Origin of the sequence: Pseudomonas sp. NBRC 111133, assembly GCF_001320605.1 — a bacterium.
Lineage (GTDB): Bacteria > Pseudomonadota > Gammaproteobacteria > Pseudomonadales > Pseudomonadaceae > Aquipseudomonas > Aquipseudomonas monteilii.
In genome coordinates, this window is the sequence record NZ_BCBJ01000094.1 from 1 (window position 1) to 16,345 (window position 16,345).

General features: G+C 59.6%; 17 protein-coding genes. 5 read left to right on the plus strand and 12 right to left on the minus strand.

The features are described 5' to 3' along the window. The 3 genes from APH36_RS22080 to APH36_RS22090 form a co-directional block, all read right to left on the minus strand. On the minus strand, positions 1-423 hold a 423-nt coding region (locus APH36_RS22080; RefSeq protein WP_156342180.1), incomplete at its 3' end, for an amino acid permease. A gap of 143 nt (positions 424-566) precedes the next feature. Next, positions 567-1,838: a cystathionine gamma-synthase family protein gene (locus tag APH36_RS22085; protein ID WP_060500271.1), complete on the minus strand. Its 1,272-nt coding sequence runs from the start codon at positions 1,836-1,838 to the stop codon at positions 567-569. Between the two features lie 170 nt (positions 1,839-2,008). After that, on the minus strand, positions 2,009-2,893 hold the full coding sequence (locus APH36_RS22090; RefSeq protein WP_177337123.1) for a homocysteine S-methyltransferase family protein: 885 nt from the start codon (positions 2,891-2,893) through the stop codon (positions 2,009-2,011). Between the two features lie 118 nt (positions 2,894-3,011). Here APH36_RS22090 and APH36_RS22095 point away from each other — a divergent pair, with 118 nt between their 5' ends. Then, positions 3,012-3,833 carry an ABC transporter substrate-binding protein gene (locus APH36_RS22095; RefSeq protein ID WP_060500275.1) on the plus strand — a complete coding sequence of 274 codons (822 nt, stop codon included), beginning with the start codon at positions 3,012-3,014 and terminating at the stop codon, positions 3,831-3,833. Next, complete coding sequence (locus APH36_RS22100; RefSeq protein WP_060500277.1) at positions 3,830-4,651, plus strand: amino acid ABC transporter permease; 822 nt, start codon at positions 3,830-3,832, stop codon at positions 4,649-4,651. Before APH36_RS22095 ends, APH36_RS22100 begins: the two co-directional genes overlap by 4 nt. Positions 4,652-4,704: 53 nt before the next feature. On the opposite strand, the gene APH36_RS31785 is transcribed toward APH36_RS22100, so the two are convergent. The 4 genes from APH36_RS31785 to APH36_RS22115 form a co-directional block, all read right to left on the minus strand. Then, on the minus strand, positions 4,705-4,851 hold the full coding sequence (locus APH36_RS31785) for a TonB-dependent receptor (RefSeq protein WP_125474411.1): 147 nt from the start codon (positions 4,849-4,851) through the stop codon (positions 4,705-4,707). A gap of 193 nt (positions 4,852-5,044) precedes the next feature. After that, entirely contained in the window at positions 5,045-7,465 is a 2,421-nt protein-coding gene (locus tag APH36_RS22105) for a TonB-dependent receptor (protein WP_156342182.1), read from the minus strand. Between the two features lie 91 nt (positions 7,466-7,556). Continuing rightward, positions 7,557-8,522 (minus strand): FecR domain-containing protein, encoded by a 966-nt coding sequence (locus APH36_RS22110; protein WP_060500279.1) that lies wholly within the window; start codon positions 8,520-8,522, stop codon positions 7,557-7,559. After that, on the minus strand, positions 8,519-9,055 hold the full coding sequence (locus tag APH36_RS22115) for a sigma-70 family RNA polymerase sigma factor (protein WP_060500281.1): 537 nt from the start codon (positions 9,053-9,055) through the stop codon (positions 8,519-8,521). The genes APH36_RS22110 and APH36_RS22115 overlap by 4 nt, the downstream gene beginning before the upstream one ends. Positions 9,056-9,379: 324 nt before the next feature. On the opposite strand from APH36_RS22115, the gene APH36_RS22120 reads away from it, so the two are divergent. Further along, positions 9,380-9,565 (plus strand): hypothetical protein, encoded by a 186-nt coding sequence (locus APH36_RS22120; protein WP_177337122.1) that lies wholly within the window; start codon positions 9,380-9,382, stop codon positions 9,563-9,565. Positions 9,566-9,653: 88 nt separating this feature from the next. Here APH36_RS22120 and APH36_RS22125 read toward each other — a convergent pair whose 3' ends face one another. After that, a complete protein-coding gene (locus APH36_RS22125) occupies positions 9,654-10,583 on the minus strand; it encodes a malate dehydrogenase (RefSeq protein ID WP_060500284.1) in 930 nt (309 codons plus the stop codon). Between the two features lie 388 nt (positions 10,584-10,971). Here APH36_RS22125 and APH36_RS22130 point away from each other — a divergent pair, with 388 nt between their 5' ends. Beyond that, positions 10,972-12,357, plus strand: coding sequence for a GntP family permease (locus tag APH36_RS22130; protein ID WP_060500286.1), 1,386 nt, complete (start codon positions 10,972-10,974; stop codon positions 12,355-12,357). A gap of 142 nt (positions 12,358-12,499) precedes the next feature. On the opposite strand, the gene APH36_RS22135 is transcribed toward APH36_RS22130, so the two are convergent. Next, positions 12,500-13,048 carry a hypothetical protein gene (locus APH36_RS22135; protein ID WP_060500288.1) on the minus strand — a complete coding sequence of 183 codons (549 nt, stop codon included), beginning with the start codon at positions 13,046-13,048 and terminating at the stop codon, positions 12,500-12,502. 46 nt (positions 13,049-13,094) lie between these two features. Beyond that, positions 13,095-13,463 carry a hypothetical protein gene (locus APH36_RS22140; protein ID WP_060500297.1) on the minus strand — a complete coding sequence of 123 codons (369 nt, stop codon included), beginning with the start codon at positions 13,461-13,463 and terminating at the stop codon, positions 13,095-13,097. Positions 13,464-13,593: 130 nt separating this feature from the next. Between APH36_RS22140 and APH36_RS22145 the strand changes: the two genes are divergently transcribed. Next, positions 13,594-14,670 carry a YafY family protein gene (locus tag APH36_RS22145; protein ID WP_060500291.1) on the plus strand — a complete coding sequence of 359 codons (1,077 nt, stop codon included), beginning with the start codon at positions 13,594-13,596 and terminating at the stop codon, positions 14,668-14,670. A 158-nt stretch (positions 14,671-14,828) separates the two neighbouring features. Here APH36_RS22145 and APH36_RS22150 read toward each other — a convergent pair whose 3' ends face one another. Both APH36_RS22150 and APH36_RS22155 read right to left on the minus strand, forming a co-directional pair. Beyond that, complete coding sequence (locus APH36_RS22150) at positions 14,829-15,320, minus strand: helix-turn-helix domain-containing protein (protein ID WP_060500292.1); 492 nt, start codon at positions 15,318-15,320, stop codon at positions 14,829-14,831. 69 nt (positions 15,321-15,389) lie between these two features. Beyond that, the gene (locus APH36_RS22155; protein WP_256219319.1) at positions 15,390-15,737 is read right to left on the minus strand and encodes a hypothetical protein; all 348 of its coding nucleotides are present in this window, start codon (positions 15,735-15,737) and stop codon (positions 15,390-15,392) included. Positions 15,738-16,345 lie beyond the last annotated feature (608 nt).

Consider the following 16,345-nt stretch of genomic DNA (forward strand, 5'->3'; position numbering starts at 1 on the left):
CCCGAACAGCGCACTCCATATCCATACCGGCGTGTCCGGGAACCAGCGCACCATGAGAATGCCGGCGGCGGTGAATTCCGAGCCAATGGCTACCGTCCAGGTCAGCCAGTACATCCAGGCCACCATGTAACCGGTGCCTGGGCCAATGTAGCGGGTGGCATAACTGCTGAACGAACCGACTTCCGGCATGTGTACCGCCAGCTCGCCCAGGCACATCATCACCAGGTAAACCATGATCGCGCCGAGCACATAGGCGATGACCGCGCCCAGCGGCCCCGCTTGGTTGACGGTGTAGCCCGACGTCAGGAACAGGCCGGTACCGATGACACCACCCAGCGCCAGCATGACGATATGGCGGGTTTGCATGTCCTGTTTGAAGCCATGTGCCGAAGCATTTCTCGTTGTCGTTGTTTGCAGGGACATTGTGGGTTTCTCATGAAAGTGGGCGGGCAAGGACGTTACAACGACCTCGTCTTGGCAGAGCGAAGCGAATGGCCTTGCATATTGTTTTTGTTCGACTTCATGAAGTGGCACTCACCACAAAGGGTGAGTGCTACGCGCCAGCCTCAGGCCTGCACCTGGCCCAGGCCGGCATACGCGTCACCGTGCAATTCCTTTGCTGCGGCCAACTCCTGGCGCACCGATGCACAGGCCTGTGCAAGGTCTGCCAGCAGGTCTTCGGTGTCCTCGATACCCACCGAAACACGCACCAGCCCTTCGGAAATACCCAGGGCCAGCCGTTCTTCGAGGGTGTTCTCCACATGGCTGGTGGTGCGGGCCGGGCCGTAGATGGTTTCTACCGCGCCAAGGTTGCCGGCACGGTGGGCATACTTGAGCCGTGGCAGCAAACGCGCAACGGTCGGCATACCGCCCTTGAGCACAAAGCTGACGATGGCGCCGAAGCCACGCATCTGCGCCTTGGCGATCGCATGGCCAGGGTGCTGGGGCAAACCGGGGTAATTGACCGCCTCGACCAAGGGTTCGGTGCTCAGGTACTGCGCCAACACGAGCGCACTGGCCTGCTGCTGGCGCAGGCGCAGAGCCAGGGTCTTGATACCCCGGATGATCAGGTAGGCCGAAAACGGGTCCAGCGCCGCACCGTTGATCTCGCGGTAGTGGCGTACCTGCGCCATCAGCGGCTCCGCACCGCAGACCACACCGCCCAGCACGTCACCGTGCCCGGACAGGAACTTGGTGGCGCTGTGCACCACCACATCCACGCCCAGGGCCAGCGGGTTCTGGTTCAGCGGGGTGGCAAAGGTATTGTCGGCCACCACCACAGCGCCCACCTGCCGAGCGGCAGCGCTCAAGCGCCGGATGTCCAGCACTTTCAAGGTAGGGTTGGTGGGGGTTTCGAGGTACAGCAGGTCGCAGCCCGCAGCGATTTCGCGCTCCAGCGCCTCGGTGTCCAGCGTGTCGCACAGGCATACCTGCACGCCCATGCGGGGCAGGAACTCTTCAAAAATCTTGTTGGTACCGCCGTAGCTGTCTCGGGTCGATACCACGCGTTTGCCGCTGGAGAGGAAGGTATGCAGCACGGCACTGATGGCCGCCATACCGCTACTGAACGCCACCGCCGACTCGGACTGCTCCAGCTCGCACAGCTTCGATTCCAGTGTGGCTACCGTTGGGTTGCTCATGCGGCTGTAGATGTAGCCCGGCAGTTTGCCTTGAGCCACGTCGTACCAGGCGTCGATGTCGTTGTAGCCGTAGGCGGCACTGACCACGATCGGGGTCTGGGTGGCATTGTACGGGTGCTGCACCTGCTCCCCGCCCCACACCACGCGCGTACCGACACCGGCCGCTGCATTGCCCTCGATTTTTTCGTTGTTGTTCATATCCGGTTCCCGCACAGCTGAGTTGTGTACGCCGATTCAGGATCGGCCTTCAGCGGACTATAAGGACATGGCAGGAGACTGAAAAACGATGGAATCCGGGTCTGAGTGGCGTTTTTTTTAATGGCTGGGGACCGGGCGCTCGCAGCAGCCGCCCAGCCACCTGCCAGGCTTCACGCCAAATTGCGTTTCAGCTCGGCAATATGCTCCGGGCCGATACCACAGCAGCCACCGATCATGCTGGCGCCCCGTTTACGCCAGTCGTTGGCCCAGGCCAGATAGCCCGGCGGGTCAAGGTCTTCGCGCAGCTCATCCAGGCCGTCGTTGGCGGTAGCCTCCTTCGGCTGCGGCGGGAAGGCGTTGGCGTAGGCGCCGATCGCGATGTCGGCGTTGCGTTGCTCGATCACCACGCGCGCCACATCGATCGCAGCACCAATGACCTCGGGCTGGCTGCAGTTGAACAGCACCGCGGCGGCGCCCAGATCAACCACGGCGGCAATGGCATCTGCCACCGGCTCACCGGAACGCAGACGCGGGACTTCATCAGCGTCTTCGTCCTGCAGGGTGAACGACACCCAGAACGGCTTGCCGTCTGCCGGCAAGTGGGCGTGAATGGCCTGCACCTCGGCCACCGAACTCTGGGTTTCTGCCAGCCACAGGTCGATATGTGGCGCCAGGCCCTGCAGCAGCGGCGACAGCACCTCTGCCACGCGTTCGGGCTGGAACAGGTCTGGGCGATAGGAGCCGAACAGCGGCGGCAGCGACCCCGCTACACGGACTGGGTGCGGACCGGCATCTGCCGCGTGGCGCGCGAGTTGGCCTGCGGTATTGGCCAGTTGCCGGCCTTCTTTGGCAAAGCGCTCTTCGCCGATGTGGAACGGCACCACCGCATAGCTGTTGCTGGTGATGACTTGCGCTCCGGCGGCGATGAACGCTGCGTGCACCCCAACCACCGCCTCGGGCGCCTCGCTCAGCGCCAGTGCCGACCATTCGGGCTGGCGAAACGGCGCCCCACTGCGCTGCAGCTCACGGCCCATGCCGCCGTCGAGAATCACCATCGCTCGCTGTTTCATATAACTTCTCTGAAGGTTCTTATGAATTAAATTCATTAGTTAATGGACGTTTATAACTATTAAATACCCTATCACTCCTTAGCCCAACATATCAGGTATGTACATGCGATTTTCTACCCTGCTCGGTGCAGGCCTCGTGCTGCTCGCCACTGCTTCCCAGGCCTTTGCCGGCGCCACACTCGAGCGGGTTGAATCGCGCAAGGAACTGGTCAACGTGCTGATGGAAAGCTACCCGCCGTTTTCTTTCCTCAACGACCAGAACCAGCTGGACGGTTTTGACGTGGACGTCGCCAAGGCCGTGGCAGACAAACTCGGCGTCAAGCTGCGCCTCGAAACCCCTTCCTGGGACGTGATCGCGGCGGGCCGCTGGAGCGGGCGCTACGACATCTGCATCTGCTCGATGACCCCGAGCAAGGCACGCAGCGAAGTGTTCGACTTCCCGGTGGAGTACTACGCCTCACCTGCCGTGATCGTGGTCAATGCCAAGGACGAGCGCATCCACACCGCCAAGGACCTGGATGGCCTCAAGGTGGGCCTGACCAGCGCCTCAAGCTACGAAAGTTACCTGAACAAGAACCTGGTCATCGAAGGCGACGAAGACAAGAAGATCGAATACCCCTTCGACTTCGTGCAGATTGCGCCATACGACACCGACAACGTCGCCTTCCAGGACCTGGGCCTGGGCGCCGGCGTGCGCCTGGACGCCATTCTCACCAACCTGGTGACCGCGCAACCGCGTCTGGACCAGGACAAGCGCTTCAAGCTGGCCGGCGCCCCGCTGTATGAAGAGCCGAACTCGGTGGCCATCGAAAAGGGCGACGCCGAGTGGGATGCCAAAGTGCGCCAGGTGTTTGCCGAGCTGAAGGCTGATGGCACCCTGGCCAAGCTCTCGCAGAAATGGATTGGCGCCGATATCAGCAAATGAGCACCTTCCCCCCCTCCCCCAAGCCCGTGGTCAAGCCCACGGGCGCCGGCCTGTTCGGCTTTCGCACCCGGTTACTGCTGACCTGGCTGGCACTGTTCGGTCTGTTCGTTGCGTTTTTCCTCAGCTTCGATCTGAAGTTTTCGATCATTCTGGAGAAGTTTCCGAACCTTGCCGGCTTCCGGCTGGGGCCTAACGGCTTTCTGCAAGGTGCAGCGCTGACTCTGTTTCTGTGCCTGTGCTCGATGGTGGTATCGGTACTGTTCGGCTTTGCCGCTGCACTGGCGCGGTTGTCGAACAGCGCGGTGCTGGTGGGCATCGCCAGCTTCTACACCTCGTTCTTCCGCGGCACCCCACTGCTTATCCAGATTTTGCTGATCTACCTGGGGTTGCCCCAACTTGGCCTGGTACCTGGCGCCATCAGTGCCGGCATCATTGCGCTGTCGCTGAACTATGGCGCCTACCTGAGCGAGATCTTCCGCGCCGGCATCCTGGGCGTAGCGCGGGGCCAACGTGAAGCGGCACTGGCCCTGGGCATGCGCACGCCACAGATCTTCTGGCACATCACCCTGCCCCAGGCCATGCGGGTGATCATTCCGCCTACGGCCAACCAGTTCATCTCGATGCTGAAGGATTCATCGCTGATTTCGGTCATGGGGGTGTGGGAGGTGATGTTCCTTGCGCAATCGTATGGGCGATCGAGCTATCGCTATCTGGAGATGCTGACGACGGCGGCAGTTATCTACTGGGTGCTGTCGATCCTGCTGGAGCTGGTGCAGGCGCGGCTGGAGCGGCATTTTGGCAAGGCCTATCAGCGGTAGCCGGCAGGCACACGGCCAGCGATGGGGCGTGATGCGCCCCATCGTTTCCCCTGTCAGAACCGGTATTCCATGCTGGTCATGAAATTGCGCGGTTCGCCATACACCACCCAGCTGTCGGCATAGCCGTAGTACGTCTTGTCGAACACGTTGTTGAGGTTGAGCTTCACGCTCAGGTCGCGGGTAACGTCATACCGCGTCATCAGGTTCACCCCTGCGTAACTGCCTTGGGTGAAAGCTGGCCGCCAGCACGGCACTGGCCAATGGGCGGCGGTTGAAAACAGAATCGCGTGGGTGCTGGGTTGGCTGGAGCGGCGATGCTAGCGTTGTTGAGAATTGATCGCAAGCACGAAACAGCCGACGCTCCTAGACGATAGCCATGTTCGCCAGGTTTTCTCAGAAGTCAGGGGTGTAACGCACAGTCAGCATCAGGTTACGCGGATCACCAAAGCTGTTGGCCCCCCAGCTGTTGCTGATGTTCTGATAATAACGTTTGTCAAAGGCATTGTTCAGATTGGCCTGCACCTGCCATTCCGGCGTTGCTCTGTAGGCAAGCATGAAGTCGGTGATGCTGTACCCGCCTTGCTTCACCCCGAAGCTGGTGTAAGCACTGCTCTGTGTGCGCCAGCCACCGCCTACCGTCCAGCGCTCCAGCTCACCGGGCAAGCGATAAGTTGTGAAGGCCTTGAACAGGTTGTAGGGCGTGTCGCTGTCGAAACGCTCACCCTTCTCTGCCGAGGAAGTGGACTTGGTGTATTGCGCTCCAGCGTAAGTGTAACCGGCAGACACCTGCCAACCTGGCGCCAGCTCTCCGCCCACTTCCAGCTCCACACCGCGGGTTCGCACTTCACCGCTGGCCTCATAGCAGGCGCTGACGCCGGGGGAACACTGAGCTGCCGGCAGTGACTTGGCGAGGTTTTCCTGTACCAGCTGGAATAACGCCGCACTGGCATTGAGCGCACCACCGAAGTACTCACCTTTGATACCCGCCTCGTAGTTGGTGCCAGTCACCGGGTCCAGCAAGCTTCCGCTGGCGCTTTGAGCGGCCTGTGGCTTGAAGATTCGCGTCCAGCTTGCGTATACCGAATAGGTGTCGTTCAGATCGTAGATAACGCCGGCGTAGGGGGTGAATTCCCGGGTGGCCTTGTAGTCGTCACCGAAACTGTATTCACCCGAATGAGTAAGCTGTTCGTATTCGTACCAATCCAGACGCGAGCCGAGAATCAGCCTTAGATCTTCACGCAGATTGAAGCGCACCGTGGCATAGGCACTCGATTGTTCCTCATGACCCGAGCGCGACCAGTTGTTGTCGATGGCCGGCTTGGGGTAGGCACCAGGCTCAAAGTGCTGCGGGTCGATGATCACATCCGAACCAATGCCGGGGCCGCCAGGGCCATCGTTGGTTTCATCGCGCCGCCAGCTGGCGCCAACGACCAACTCGTGGGTAGCACCAAGCAGGCTGAAAGGACCAGATGCATAGGTGTCGAAGCTCTTCTGGGTATGCTGGTAGGTATAGCGGCCAATGTTCAAATGGTAGGCGTTGTGCTCGTCGGTGTAGACGCTACCGCCGAGCATGTCCATATCGCCGCGCAACCAGGTGGTGTTCAAGCGCAGCTTCCAATCATTGTCGAAGCGGTGTTCAACCTCGGCGAATGCGCTGCGGTTCTTCTTGTTCCAATAAGTCCAGTCAGGCGCCGTACGCGTCGAACGCGAAAAGTCGAAAAAGCTACCATCGGGATGAGTAGGCAGCCCGTTCCAGTCAGCCCCAGGGTTGTCTTCACGGTTGTACCAGGCGCCAAGCGTGAGCGTAGTGGCGGGGTCCAGATCATATTCGGTGATGCCATAAGACAGCTGCCGCGTATTGCCGTAGGCGTCGACGAAACTGTTGCGATCCTGGTAGGCACCGACGAAGCGGCCACGCACGCTGCCGCTGTCGTTCAACTTGCCGCTAACATCGACCTCACCCCGATAGTCGTCCCAACGCCCCGCGCTGCCGGTGAGCGACAACTGTGGCGCCAGCGTCGGGCGCTTGCGTATCAGGTTAAGGGTGCCAGAGGGGTTACCAGCACCGACCATCAAGCCCGAAGCACCACGTACCACTTCCACGTGGTCGTACATGGCCAGCGTCGAGGTGCCTAGGGTATCGCTGTCGTAGGCCACGGGCAGGCCGTCGATCATGATGTTGTCAATGGCCGAACCGCGCGAATAGAACTCCGGACGCTCTCCACCGGTCTTGCGCAAGGACAAACCCGGTGTGTAAGTGGCAATATCTTCGAGCTTCTGCAGGTTCTGGTCATCCATACGCTGGCGGGTAACCACAGTCACCGACTGCGGCGTTTCACGCAGGGACATTGCCAACTTGGTGGCAGTGGAAACTCGACCCGTTGTATAGGCCCCGGTGCCTTCTGTCACATCCCCCAAGCCCTGACCGGAGATAGTGGTGCTCCCCAGGGTCACTGCGCCTGCAGCCGCTTCGGCCTGGCGCACCAGCTGGAACTCCCGCTCGCCCGTGCGCACGGCTTCCACACCGCTGCCAGCCAGCATCTGCGCCAGCGCCAGTTCCACACTGGTCGCATGAACCGCTTGGCTCTGCTTGTTGGCCGTGAGCGTGGCATCACCGCCAATCAACAGCCCGGCCTGGCTGGCCAGCAGGTTCAGTTGCCGCGCCAGGGGCCCGGCCGGGATGTCGAACACCATGCCTTGCGCCGCTGCGCCGGTGTTGTCGGCCTGGGCAGCGGCAACATGGCCACCAAGGGCAAGGAAAATGGCAAGGGCCAGTGGATGACGGCGCAGGGAAGCAGAGTCGCGAAGCAGCATGAAAGGGGTCCTTCCGGAAGCAGGATGAAGTAGCGTCATCCCACCAAGCGCATGAGCACCTCAAAACCAGAAAAAGAATTTTGAAAATTTTTCAGCGTGCTTCGATCGAGACCCACCAAGGCAAGGTGCGCACTACCCGAATGGGCAACCCACGTTCGAGCATGACCAGGGTGCGGTCGGTGTCCTGCAACGGGAAAGTACCCACGGCGCGCAAGCTGTTCAGCGCGGGATCAATGCCAAGGTGGCCACGGCGGTAGTCGCGCAGCACATCGACCACCTGGCACAGCGGCATGTCTTCCGCCACCAGCACGCCACGGCTCCAGTCCTGGCGCAAGGCTTGTGCAGCCGCCGACTCGCCGGCCTGCTGCGCGTCGAACACCAGCATGTGCCCGGCGCCCAGCGTGGTTTGCACACCACTGTCGGAACAGGTGGCCTGCACGGCGCCTTCGAACACACTCAAGGTGGTTGTCAGCCCTTGGTCCCGAACGCTGAACCGCGTGCCGAGCGGTTGCATGCGCCCTGCCCGCGTCACGACGGCCAGGGGACGAGGGTCTTTGCCGGTTTCTATCAGGATTTCGCCACGATACAGGCGCAGTTGCCGTACATTTTCATCGAACTGCGCATCCAGCGCCGTGCCGCCGTTCAGCCACAGCCGGCTGCCATCCGCCAACGAGAGCGGCCGCACCTCGCCCAGGCCGGTGCTGTAGGTAGCAAACCAGACGCGCGGCGAGTCCACCCAACCCCGCTGCCAGCCGCCCCACCCCAACACCCCTGCCGCACCCGCCACACACAGGCTGCCAAGCACGGCCCGGCGCGATTGCTGGCCACGGCGAACGCTGTCGAACACTTGCCGGGCCTGCTCTGCCTGGCCGTCGAGGTTGCCAAAACGCTGGTTGATGTTTTCCACAAAGGACCAGGCCAGCCGATGGCGCGCATCTTCGTTCAGCCAGGCATGCCATTGTGCGTTGGCGGCGGGGTCGTTCTGCGCTGCGTGCAACCGCGCGAACCAGCCAGCAGCCGCTTGCAGCACGGCATGGTCGAGTGACGCCCGGCTCATGTCAGCGCGTCGTCCAGGTCCACTTCCAGTAGCAGGCACTGGTACATCGCCTGGGCCAGGTAGGTGTTCACGCTGCGCTCGCTCACGCCCAGTTGCTCGGCGATCTCGCGTTGCTTCATGCCCTGTAGCTGCGCCATGAAGAACGCCTCGGCCACCCGCTTGGGCATGCGCTCGAACATCGCCTGCAATTGCTCCAGTGTTTCGAGGATCACGGCCTGGTGCTCAAGCGACGGCACCAGGTGCTCGGGCTGGGCGGCCAACACTTCCAAATAGGCCTGCTCTACCCGCCGCCGCCGCCAGAAGTCCACAAAGGCATTGCGCGACATACGCCCGAGGTAGGCGCGCGCGTGCTCCTGGTCATTGAAGGCGCGGGGTTTGGTGAGCAGCCGCACGAACACATCCTGCGCCAGCTCCGCCGCATCATGGGCATTGCCAAGCTTGCTCTGCAGCCACTGGCGGATCCAGCCGTGGTGGGCACGGTAGAGGGTCTCCAGTTCGAGGCCCGGGGCAGGAGCACTGGGAGGGGCATTCATGGGGGACGCCGTTGTGCTAATAGGAATTATTAGCAATAGTAGCTTGGATGAATGGGGTGGGCAATTGGGATGCTATCCAGTTCGAGCTCGGCAAAACCAAGGCATACATACCGAAATGGGTTCGGTGGATCCCGCTACACCTACTCGAACACCCTTTGCCCAACTGAATCAAGATTGTAGGAAACGTCTGGGATTAGCTCATCAATAGAGCCAAAACTCGCACTTCGTGATATGAAAACACCTGATTGCAAGTGTTTGTCTCAATCGCTCCGAGTTACGAACTCAGCGAGATGGGCACCGCATTAGTCATTAAGGTGGAATGAAATGCACGACATCAAAATTGAACGTGTTGCCAAGGCTATTGAGCTCAACGCAGGCCAACATCTATCTGACCTACGACAAGCACTCAAAGAAGCCAAGATGGGCAACGGTAAGGTAACCACGCCAGAGCAAATTTTGAGCCGCCAGGCCGGCTCGCAAGCTAAAGAGCCAACTCCTCATTGCCCATGAGCTTTCACAGTGACTGGCCAAGATTTGATCACTGTTTCCAACGGTTCTATCGTCGACCACCTCATCGGCGATAGAACCATCCCCTCGTTCACAACGCCTTCATCTCAGCAATATCCCGCGCCACCTGATCGGCAGAATGATCAAACATCGCCTGCTCCTGCGCATCCAGCGGCAACTCGATCACCCTCTTAAGCCCCGCCTCTGCAAGTACACAGGGCACACCCATGGCAATGTCCTTGCGCCCGTACTCCCCTTCCAGAATGGCCACTGCCGGCAAAATGCGGTTTCGCCCATTGGCGATGGCATCCACCATCTGCGCAATGGCCACGCCTGGTGCATCGCAGGCGCTGCCCATTTTTTTCAAACCCAGAATCTCGCCGCCGCCCTTACGCGTGCGCTCCACAATTTGCTCGATCTGCTCATTGGACAGGAAGTGGGAAAGCGGCACCGAGCCGATCTGGCAGTAGCGCATCAGCGGCACCATGCTGTCGCCATGCCCGCCCAGCACCAACGCCGTGATATCCCGTGCCGAGAAACCGGTTTGCTCAGCGATGAAACACTTCATCCGCGCGGTATCCAGCACCCCCGCCTGCCCGAACACCTTGTCGCGCCCCAGGCCGCTGAGGCTCCAGGCACGATAGGTGAGCACATCGACCGGGTTGGACACCACCAGCACCGTTGCCGCCGGCGCATGCTGTTTGATGTCCGCCATGATGCCATCCAGTATCGGCAGGTTGATGCTCAGCACATCCTGGCGCGACTGGCCGGGCTTGCGCGGCGCGCCTGCCGTAATCACCACCAGCTCGGAGCCCTCCAGCATTTCAGCCTTGGCCCCGCCGCACACACGGGTATCGGAGCCGGACTCCATTGCGGCCTGCCACACATCCAGCGCCTTGCCCTGCGCCAGCTCACCCTGCACGTCCAGCAACACCAGCTCACGGCACAACTCATCCCGGGCGATGATCTGCGCCGCCGCCTCGCCGACCAGGCCGGCACCCACGATTGAAAGTTTGTTCACCAGACACCTCCCAGCGGCGCGCGCCACCAGGAACACGCCTGCGTATAGAGAGAAGTATTGCCCGCCGGGGCTAAAAGGCCACTCAAATGTGATGCCTGACAACAGAGCGCCCCTTAGGCCGCCCCCACAGGAATGGCCCTGTGCATTTCTCTAGAGACGACCACCTGCGCTTGACAGTGTCCGGTCACAACCGAAATACTTTGAAACGATTCATATAGATGACCAAATAACAAGGTGAATCGCTCCATGAATACCCCACCCAACAATGCTCATTTGCCGTGTGCGGAACCTCCATCCGTAGGCCTCAGAGCCATTCCTCTCGACGTCGAATCGTCCGCCTTCAAATCCTGAGTGCCACCAGAGCGCCTGCCCAACCGAGATTCCTTGCATGACTCCTTTAGATATACAGCTGTTGCTGACTGCCTTGGTCAGTGTCCTGGTGCTGGTTGCACTCATCGTGTCGCGCCTGAAGATGCACCCCCTCCTGGCCTTGCTGGTGGTGTCCATCGGCGTGGGTTTTGCTACCCACATGGAGCCAGGCAGCATCGTCTCCCACCTGCTCACAGGCGCCGGCAAGACCCTGGGCGCAGTCGGCGTGGTGATCGCGCTTGGTGCGATGCTTGGCAAAATCCTGGCTGATGCGGGCGTCACCGAGCAGGTCGCTGATGTGATCCTCAAACGCACACCGGACCGCTTGATCCCCTGGGCCATGATGCTGGTTGCCTTTGTTATCGGCATCCCGATGTTCTTCGAAGTGGGCCTGGTGATCATGCTGCCGCTGATTTTCAGCGTGGCGCGCAAGCTGGAAGGCAAGGCGCGCTTCAAAGGCTCGGCGTACGTGTACGTTGGCGTGCCGGTGATTTCGGCGCTGGCCGCCATGCACGGCATGGTCCCCCCGCACCCAGGCCCCTTGACCGCCATTGCCGTACTCAAGACCTCGGTGGGGCCGACCATGCTCTATGGCTTCCTGGCGGCTATTCCGGCAATGATTCTGGGCGGCCCGCTGTATGGCATGTTCATCTCAAAGCGTATGAGCACCCGGCCTGATCAGGCATTGCTGGACCAGTTCACCCTGACGGAAAAAGCCGACAACCAGCCCCGCCCAGGCGTATTCATCGGCATGCTGGCCGCGCTGCTGCCAGCAATCCTGATGCTGGTGCATGCCGTTGCCGAAATGCTGCTGCCCAAGGGCAATGCGCTGTTGGAAATGGCCAGCTTCCTGGGCAACCCGCTGATCGCCATGCTGCTGGGCGTGCTGTTCGCCGGCACCAGCCTGGTACTGGCGCGTGGCGGCAACGCCGAACAGCTGCGTGATGCGCTGGGCAAAAGCCTCAAGCCTATCGCCTCCATCATCATGATCATCGCCGGCGGCGGCGCCTTTCAGGAGATGCTGACCAGCGCCAAGGTGGGTGATGCCATTGTGCACCTGACCCAGCAATCGGCGTTCCCGCCCTTGATCCTGGGCTGGCTGATCGCGATGTTGCTCTCGGTGTCTACCGGTTCCGCCACGGTGGGTATCGTCGGGGCTGCCGGCTTGCTGGCACCGCTTGCGGGGGCAGACCCTAGCCTCAACCTGCCGTTGCTGGCCTTGTCCATCGGCTGCGGGTCGCTGTTCTTCAACTACGCCAACCATGCAGGGTTCTGGATGGTGAAGGAATCGTTCGGCATGACCATGGGTGAGGCTACCAAGACCATCTCGGTGGTGCAGTCCATCGTGGCTTTGGTCGGGTTGATGGTGGTGTTGGTGTTGAATGCGGCGATTACGGTGAGCTGAGCCAGGTACAAAATGGCCTGACCGCGACAAGAAGACAGTTGCCTCCACAGGCTATACAGACCGCCCGCGCAAACACATACCTCAGCACTTGCGCGGGCCCTGTAGATACCGTCTTGATCCCTACCCAGCCCAGATCAACCCGTCAGCCGCGCATCTGCCAAAGAATGAAGTCAACTTTCTTCAAATCGGTCAGCTTGCCGTGTTCGGGTACCCGTTCGTTGAATTGCCCTATCCAACATGCGCATTCAGTGGACGCCAGAAAGGCTTGGTACCAATCCTCCATGTACGCATAACACTCCTTGGCGTCCTCGATCTTTTTCCTGGATTGGTAGGAAGGTGCCTTGCGGTTGATGTTGCGCAGTACATGCGTATCCCAAACCGGCTTTTGCGGGTTCAACGTAGCAACCAGCTTGCTGGAGAACGACGGTTCATAACGTCCGGTAGCCTGGTGCATATGATCGAGAACCTCGGCAAACGTGGGCTTCGATCCCTTCAACTGCTCCATGAGCTGGTAGTAGGCGCCATACCAGGAACGCTCACGCCGCTGCACACGATAGAAGCCGTTATACGCACGCTGAAACAGTGCGTCAGTCGAGACGTTTACCGTTTCCACCTGGCTCATCAAAGCCAGATACTTCTGGATACCCGGCTTGGCGTTGACAATGGCAGACGTCACATCACTGGTTACCATGGTGTTTACTTCCTCAGATGGCTGACAAATGCCCGGTAGCAGGCGCTTACTTGGTATCGGTTCGGCGAGATCTTGCTTGAGCGAGCATGTCATCAAGCATCTGGATCATGTCGTCTACATCGATTTCTACAAACTCATCGCACGAAGCGGCGAGGATGCGTTCCGCGAATTGCGGGCTGTATTCCTGGGCTGCATTTGCAGCGTCGTTGTTGTCGAAGCGGGTGTACCGCCATTGGCCTTCCACCTCTTGGCCGATCAGGCGACCCTCTTCCTGCAATGCCAACAGGATCGTCTGAACCTCAGCCTCACCTAGGCTCACATCCGCCTGCATCAACCGCCGGTGCAGCTCAACAGCGTCGATGCCGTCGGCTGCGCTTTCAATAATCAGTGCTTTGACGCTCTCGATGTCGCTCATCGCAATGCCCTCTGTTCTCCGCCACACCCTCTGCGATGGAGGTGTGAGTGGCATGATCAAGGTCTTTCCCTTGCCAACGAGAAGCATGTTGCACTCCAATAGGGACACTTCTTGTCCGAATTGAAACTAAATGATCAATCGAGCTCATCGCCGTGACTATCTGCGGCAGATCCTTCATGCAGCGGGTAAGCCTGTCCCCACCTCGACCATTCACAAGAAGCTTGTTGGCTGGGTCAGGCGTCACGGGGATGACGATGACAACCATCACGAAAGAACCACCATCAGGGATCTGACGGTGCTGAAGGAGCTTAAGTACGTTCAATCGCAAAGAGACCCGGAAAACGGACGAGGCTTGCTCTGGTCTGCCGTGGGCCGAAGCCACTCGCTGGTGCTTTCGCCTTCAGACGCCATGTCGCTCTCGGCGATTTTCAAGCATGCCGAACGATTCGGCCTGCAAGCAGCGACTGACGAGTTGAAGGGCCTGCAGGACTACACCGAACTGGTCATGCATGATGGCTCTCGGCGCAAGCTGAACTTCAGCAAGCGTATTACTTCCGGAACGCGGTTTACCGTGTTACAGCCGGGCAAGTACAACGCCAAACACCTGGAACGCCTGCAAATGGCAATCCTCGAAGGCGAGCCCCTTGAAGTCTGGTACCGCCCACTCAACGCCAACGGTGTCGAGTGCATTTACCAACTCAAACCACTGGGTTTGTCCCACCAGGACTCCAATATTTACCTCTCCGCGTATGTTGCCGAAGAACAGTGGCTGGGCGAAGCACCTGGTCCCGACGTGCCGCGCGGCAAATACAGCAGCAACGGCCCCAATAAACTCTGTGCGCTGATGCTACACAGGATTACCAAGGTAGAGCCGGGCAAGCGCATCATCGACGACCCGGAGGATTACGACATTCATGCAGATGAAGCCCAGAAAGACTTGTTGACCATCCATTCCCCTGCACAAAAAACACGCCTTCGCCTAAGCCCCAACCTGTACAACCGGCTTTCTGAGAACCCGCTGGAGAAAAACCAGAAGCTGCTGCAAGACGGGGACAAATGGTTGCTGACCTGCAGGATTCGCGACACCCAAGGGCTACGATTGTTTCTGATGGCGAACGCTGCCGATATCGAGGTGCTGGAACCTTTGGCCCTGAGGGCGCATATCCATGAAATGCTCACCGTGGCGCTGAAAACCTACGAACGGTGATGAGTTCCTTTCGTGATGGAACTGCCACCACTGGCGGCCAAGCAAGTTAAGGTGGCAGTAGTGCGCGGGTTGGCCGACCGGTGGTAGTCACACAGAATCAGTGGTTCACAAAGCGAATACGCCCGTTGGGTGAGATTTTATTTGCCCCCTCACCAATCTCACTTTTCCGGACTGCTTTTCCGTGCCCGTGGCGATGCCGGCCTCGACACGTCCTTCTTCGCTTTGGCTGCCGCAGGGCTTTTCCCTCGTTTCGGTCCGGCCACCACGGAAGAACTGGCCAGGGGCGAAAGACTCGCCACCGGCCGTGCGGCCACAGCGATTGGCCCACCCGCCTTCAACTGGCCGACATTGTTGCCGGCGACCGTCGCAGTGGGATTATCTTTGGCAGTCATCACCATACCCATCCGGATGCCAAAGAGACGCAGCACGGCTTCCAAAGTGCTGAGCTTCGGATTCGACTTCCCGCTCTCCAGTTCGTACAGGCTTTTCGTAGAGATCTTGCACATGGCCGCGAAGGTCCCTTGGTCAAGCCCAGTCACTTCGAGCCGCAGACGGCGGATGGATGTCCCAATTGGATCGAGCCCCGCCGCATTGCGCTTGACGATTTCCTCTACGAGCTGAGCGCGCTCTTCAGGCTGTAGTTTTTTCATCGCAGTCCCCACTCCACGAGTCGCTTGTCCAGGTTATTCACGGGTACTCAAGAAACTCGTTCGTCCTGTTCACGACCCAGCATGCGCGAAAGCTTCGCTCCGATCCGGTTGAAGGCCTTCCACCGACTCCTTGATGCGCAGATGCCCAACAGGGGCCGGCGTGAAGTGTTCTAGCAGGTACAGCTCCATATCCACGCCTTCGGGCTTGAGACGCCCGTAGCGGGATTCAAGAGAGTCCCTGGCAGCACCAGAGGGAATGATGTCGTAGAGGAATGCGGGATACCCTTTGACGTCATGGTGGTCCCAGTTCAACGGAAGGTTAACGCTCAGGGCCCGTTCGCAACGGTCTTCCATGCGATCAAAGTTCGCGATGATGTAGTCGTTGTCGTATGCGACCAGGCACCGGCCATCAGCCACACGCTCGGGTTTCTCAACCGTGAGCGTCGCTGCCTCGCTTCATGCACCCTCTGAGAACGCTTGGATCGTGAGTCTGAGCGGCATCGCCATACCATTAATCAGCATTTTAATGCTGATTAGCATAGTGCACACGGCATGAATCAGCAATATTCTGCTGATTAAGAGCGTAAGCACGGAAAAACCGGCACCACGCTACCGATTATTCGGTCAAGCAATTTAGTCTCACACAAACGCAACCCCCTAAGTCGGCAGGGAGCTGTCGGATTCCGACGGAACGCCATAACGAAAAAACCCGCCAGAAGGCGGGTTTTACGGGGGTTCCAGAGATTTTGGTAGCCTTCGCTGGAACCTGACTGGTGCCGGAGACAGACGGACGGTTGTTAGCCGTGAGGGCCCGGTTTTCGCGGGGCTGGAATTTTGTGGATTTTTTGATGTACCTCATAGGGTATCTATAAACAAATCAGCTATTTATGGCTTTCAGTGGAATCGAATCGAGGATTGCGGAGGCTCCTCCCACCCACTTTGAATGGTACGTAAGGAACGGCAGAAACCGACCCACAGTGGGCGCTCACTAAGGGGCGCATTGATGGGGACTTTCAACTTGTCAC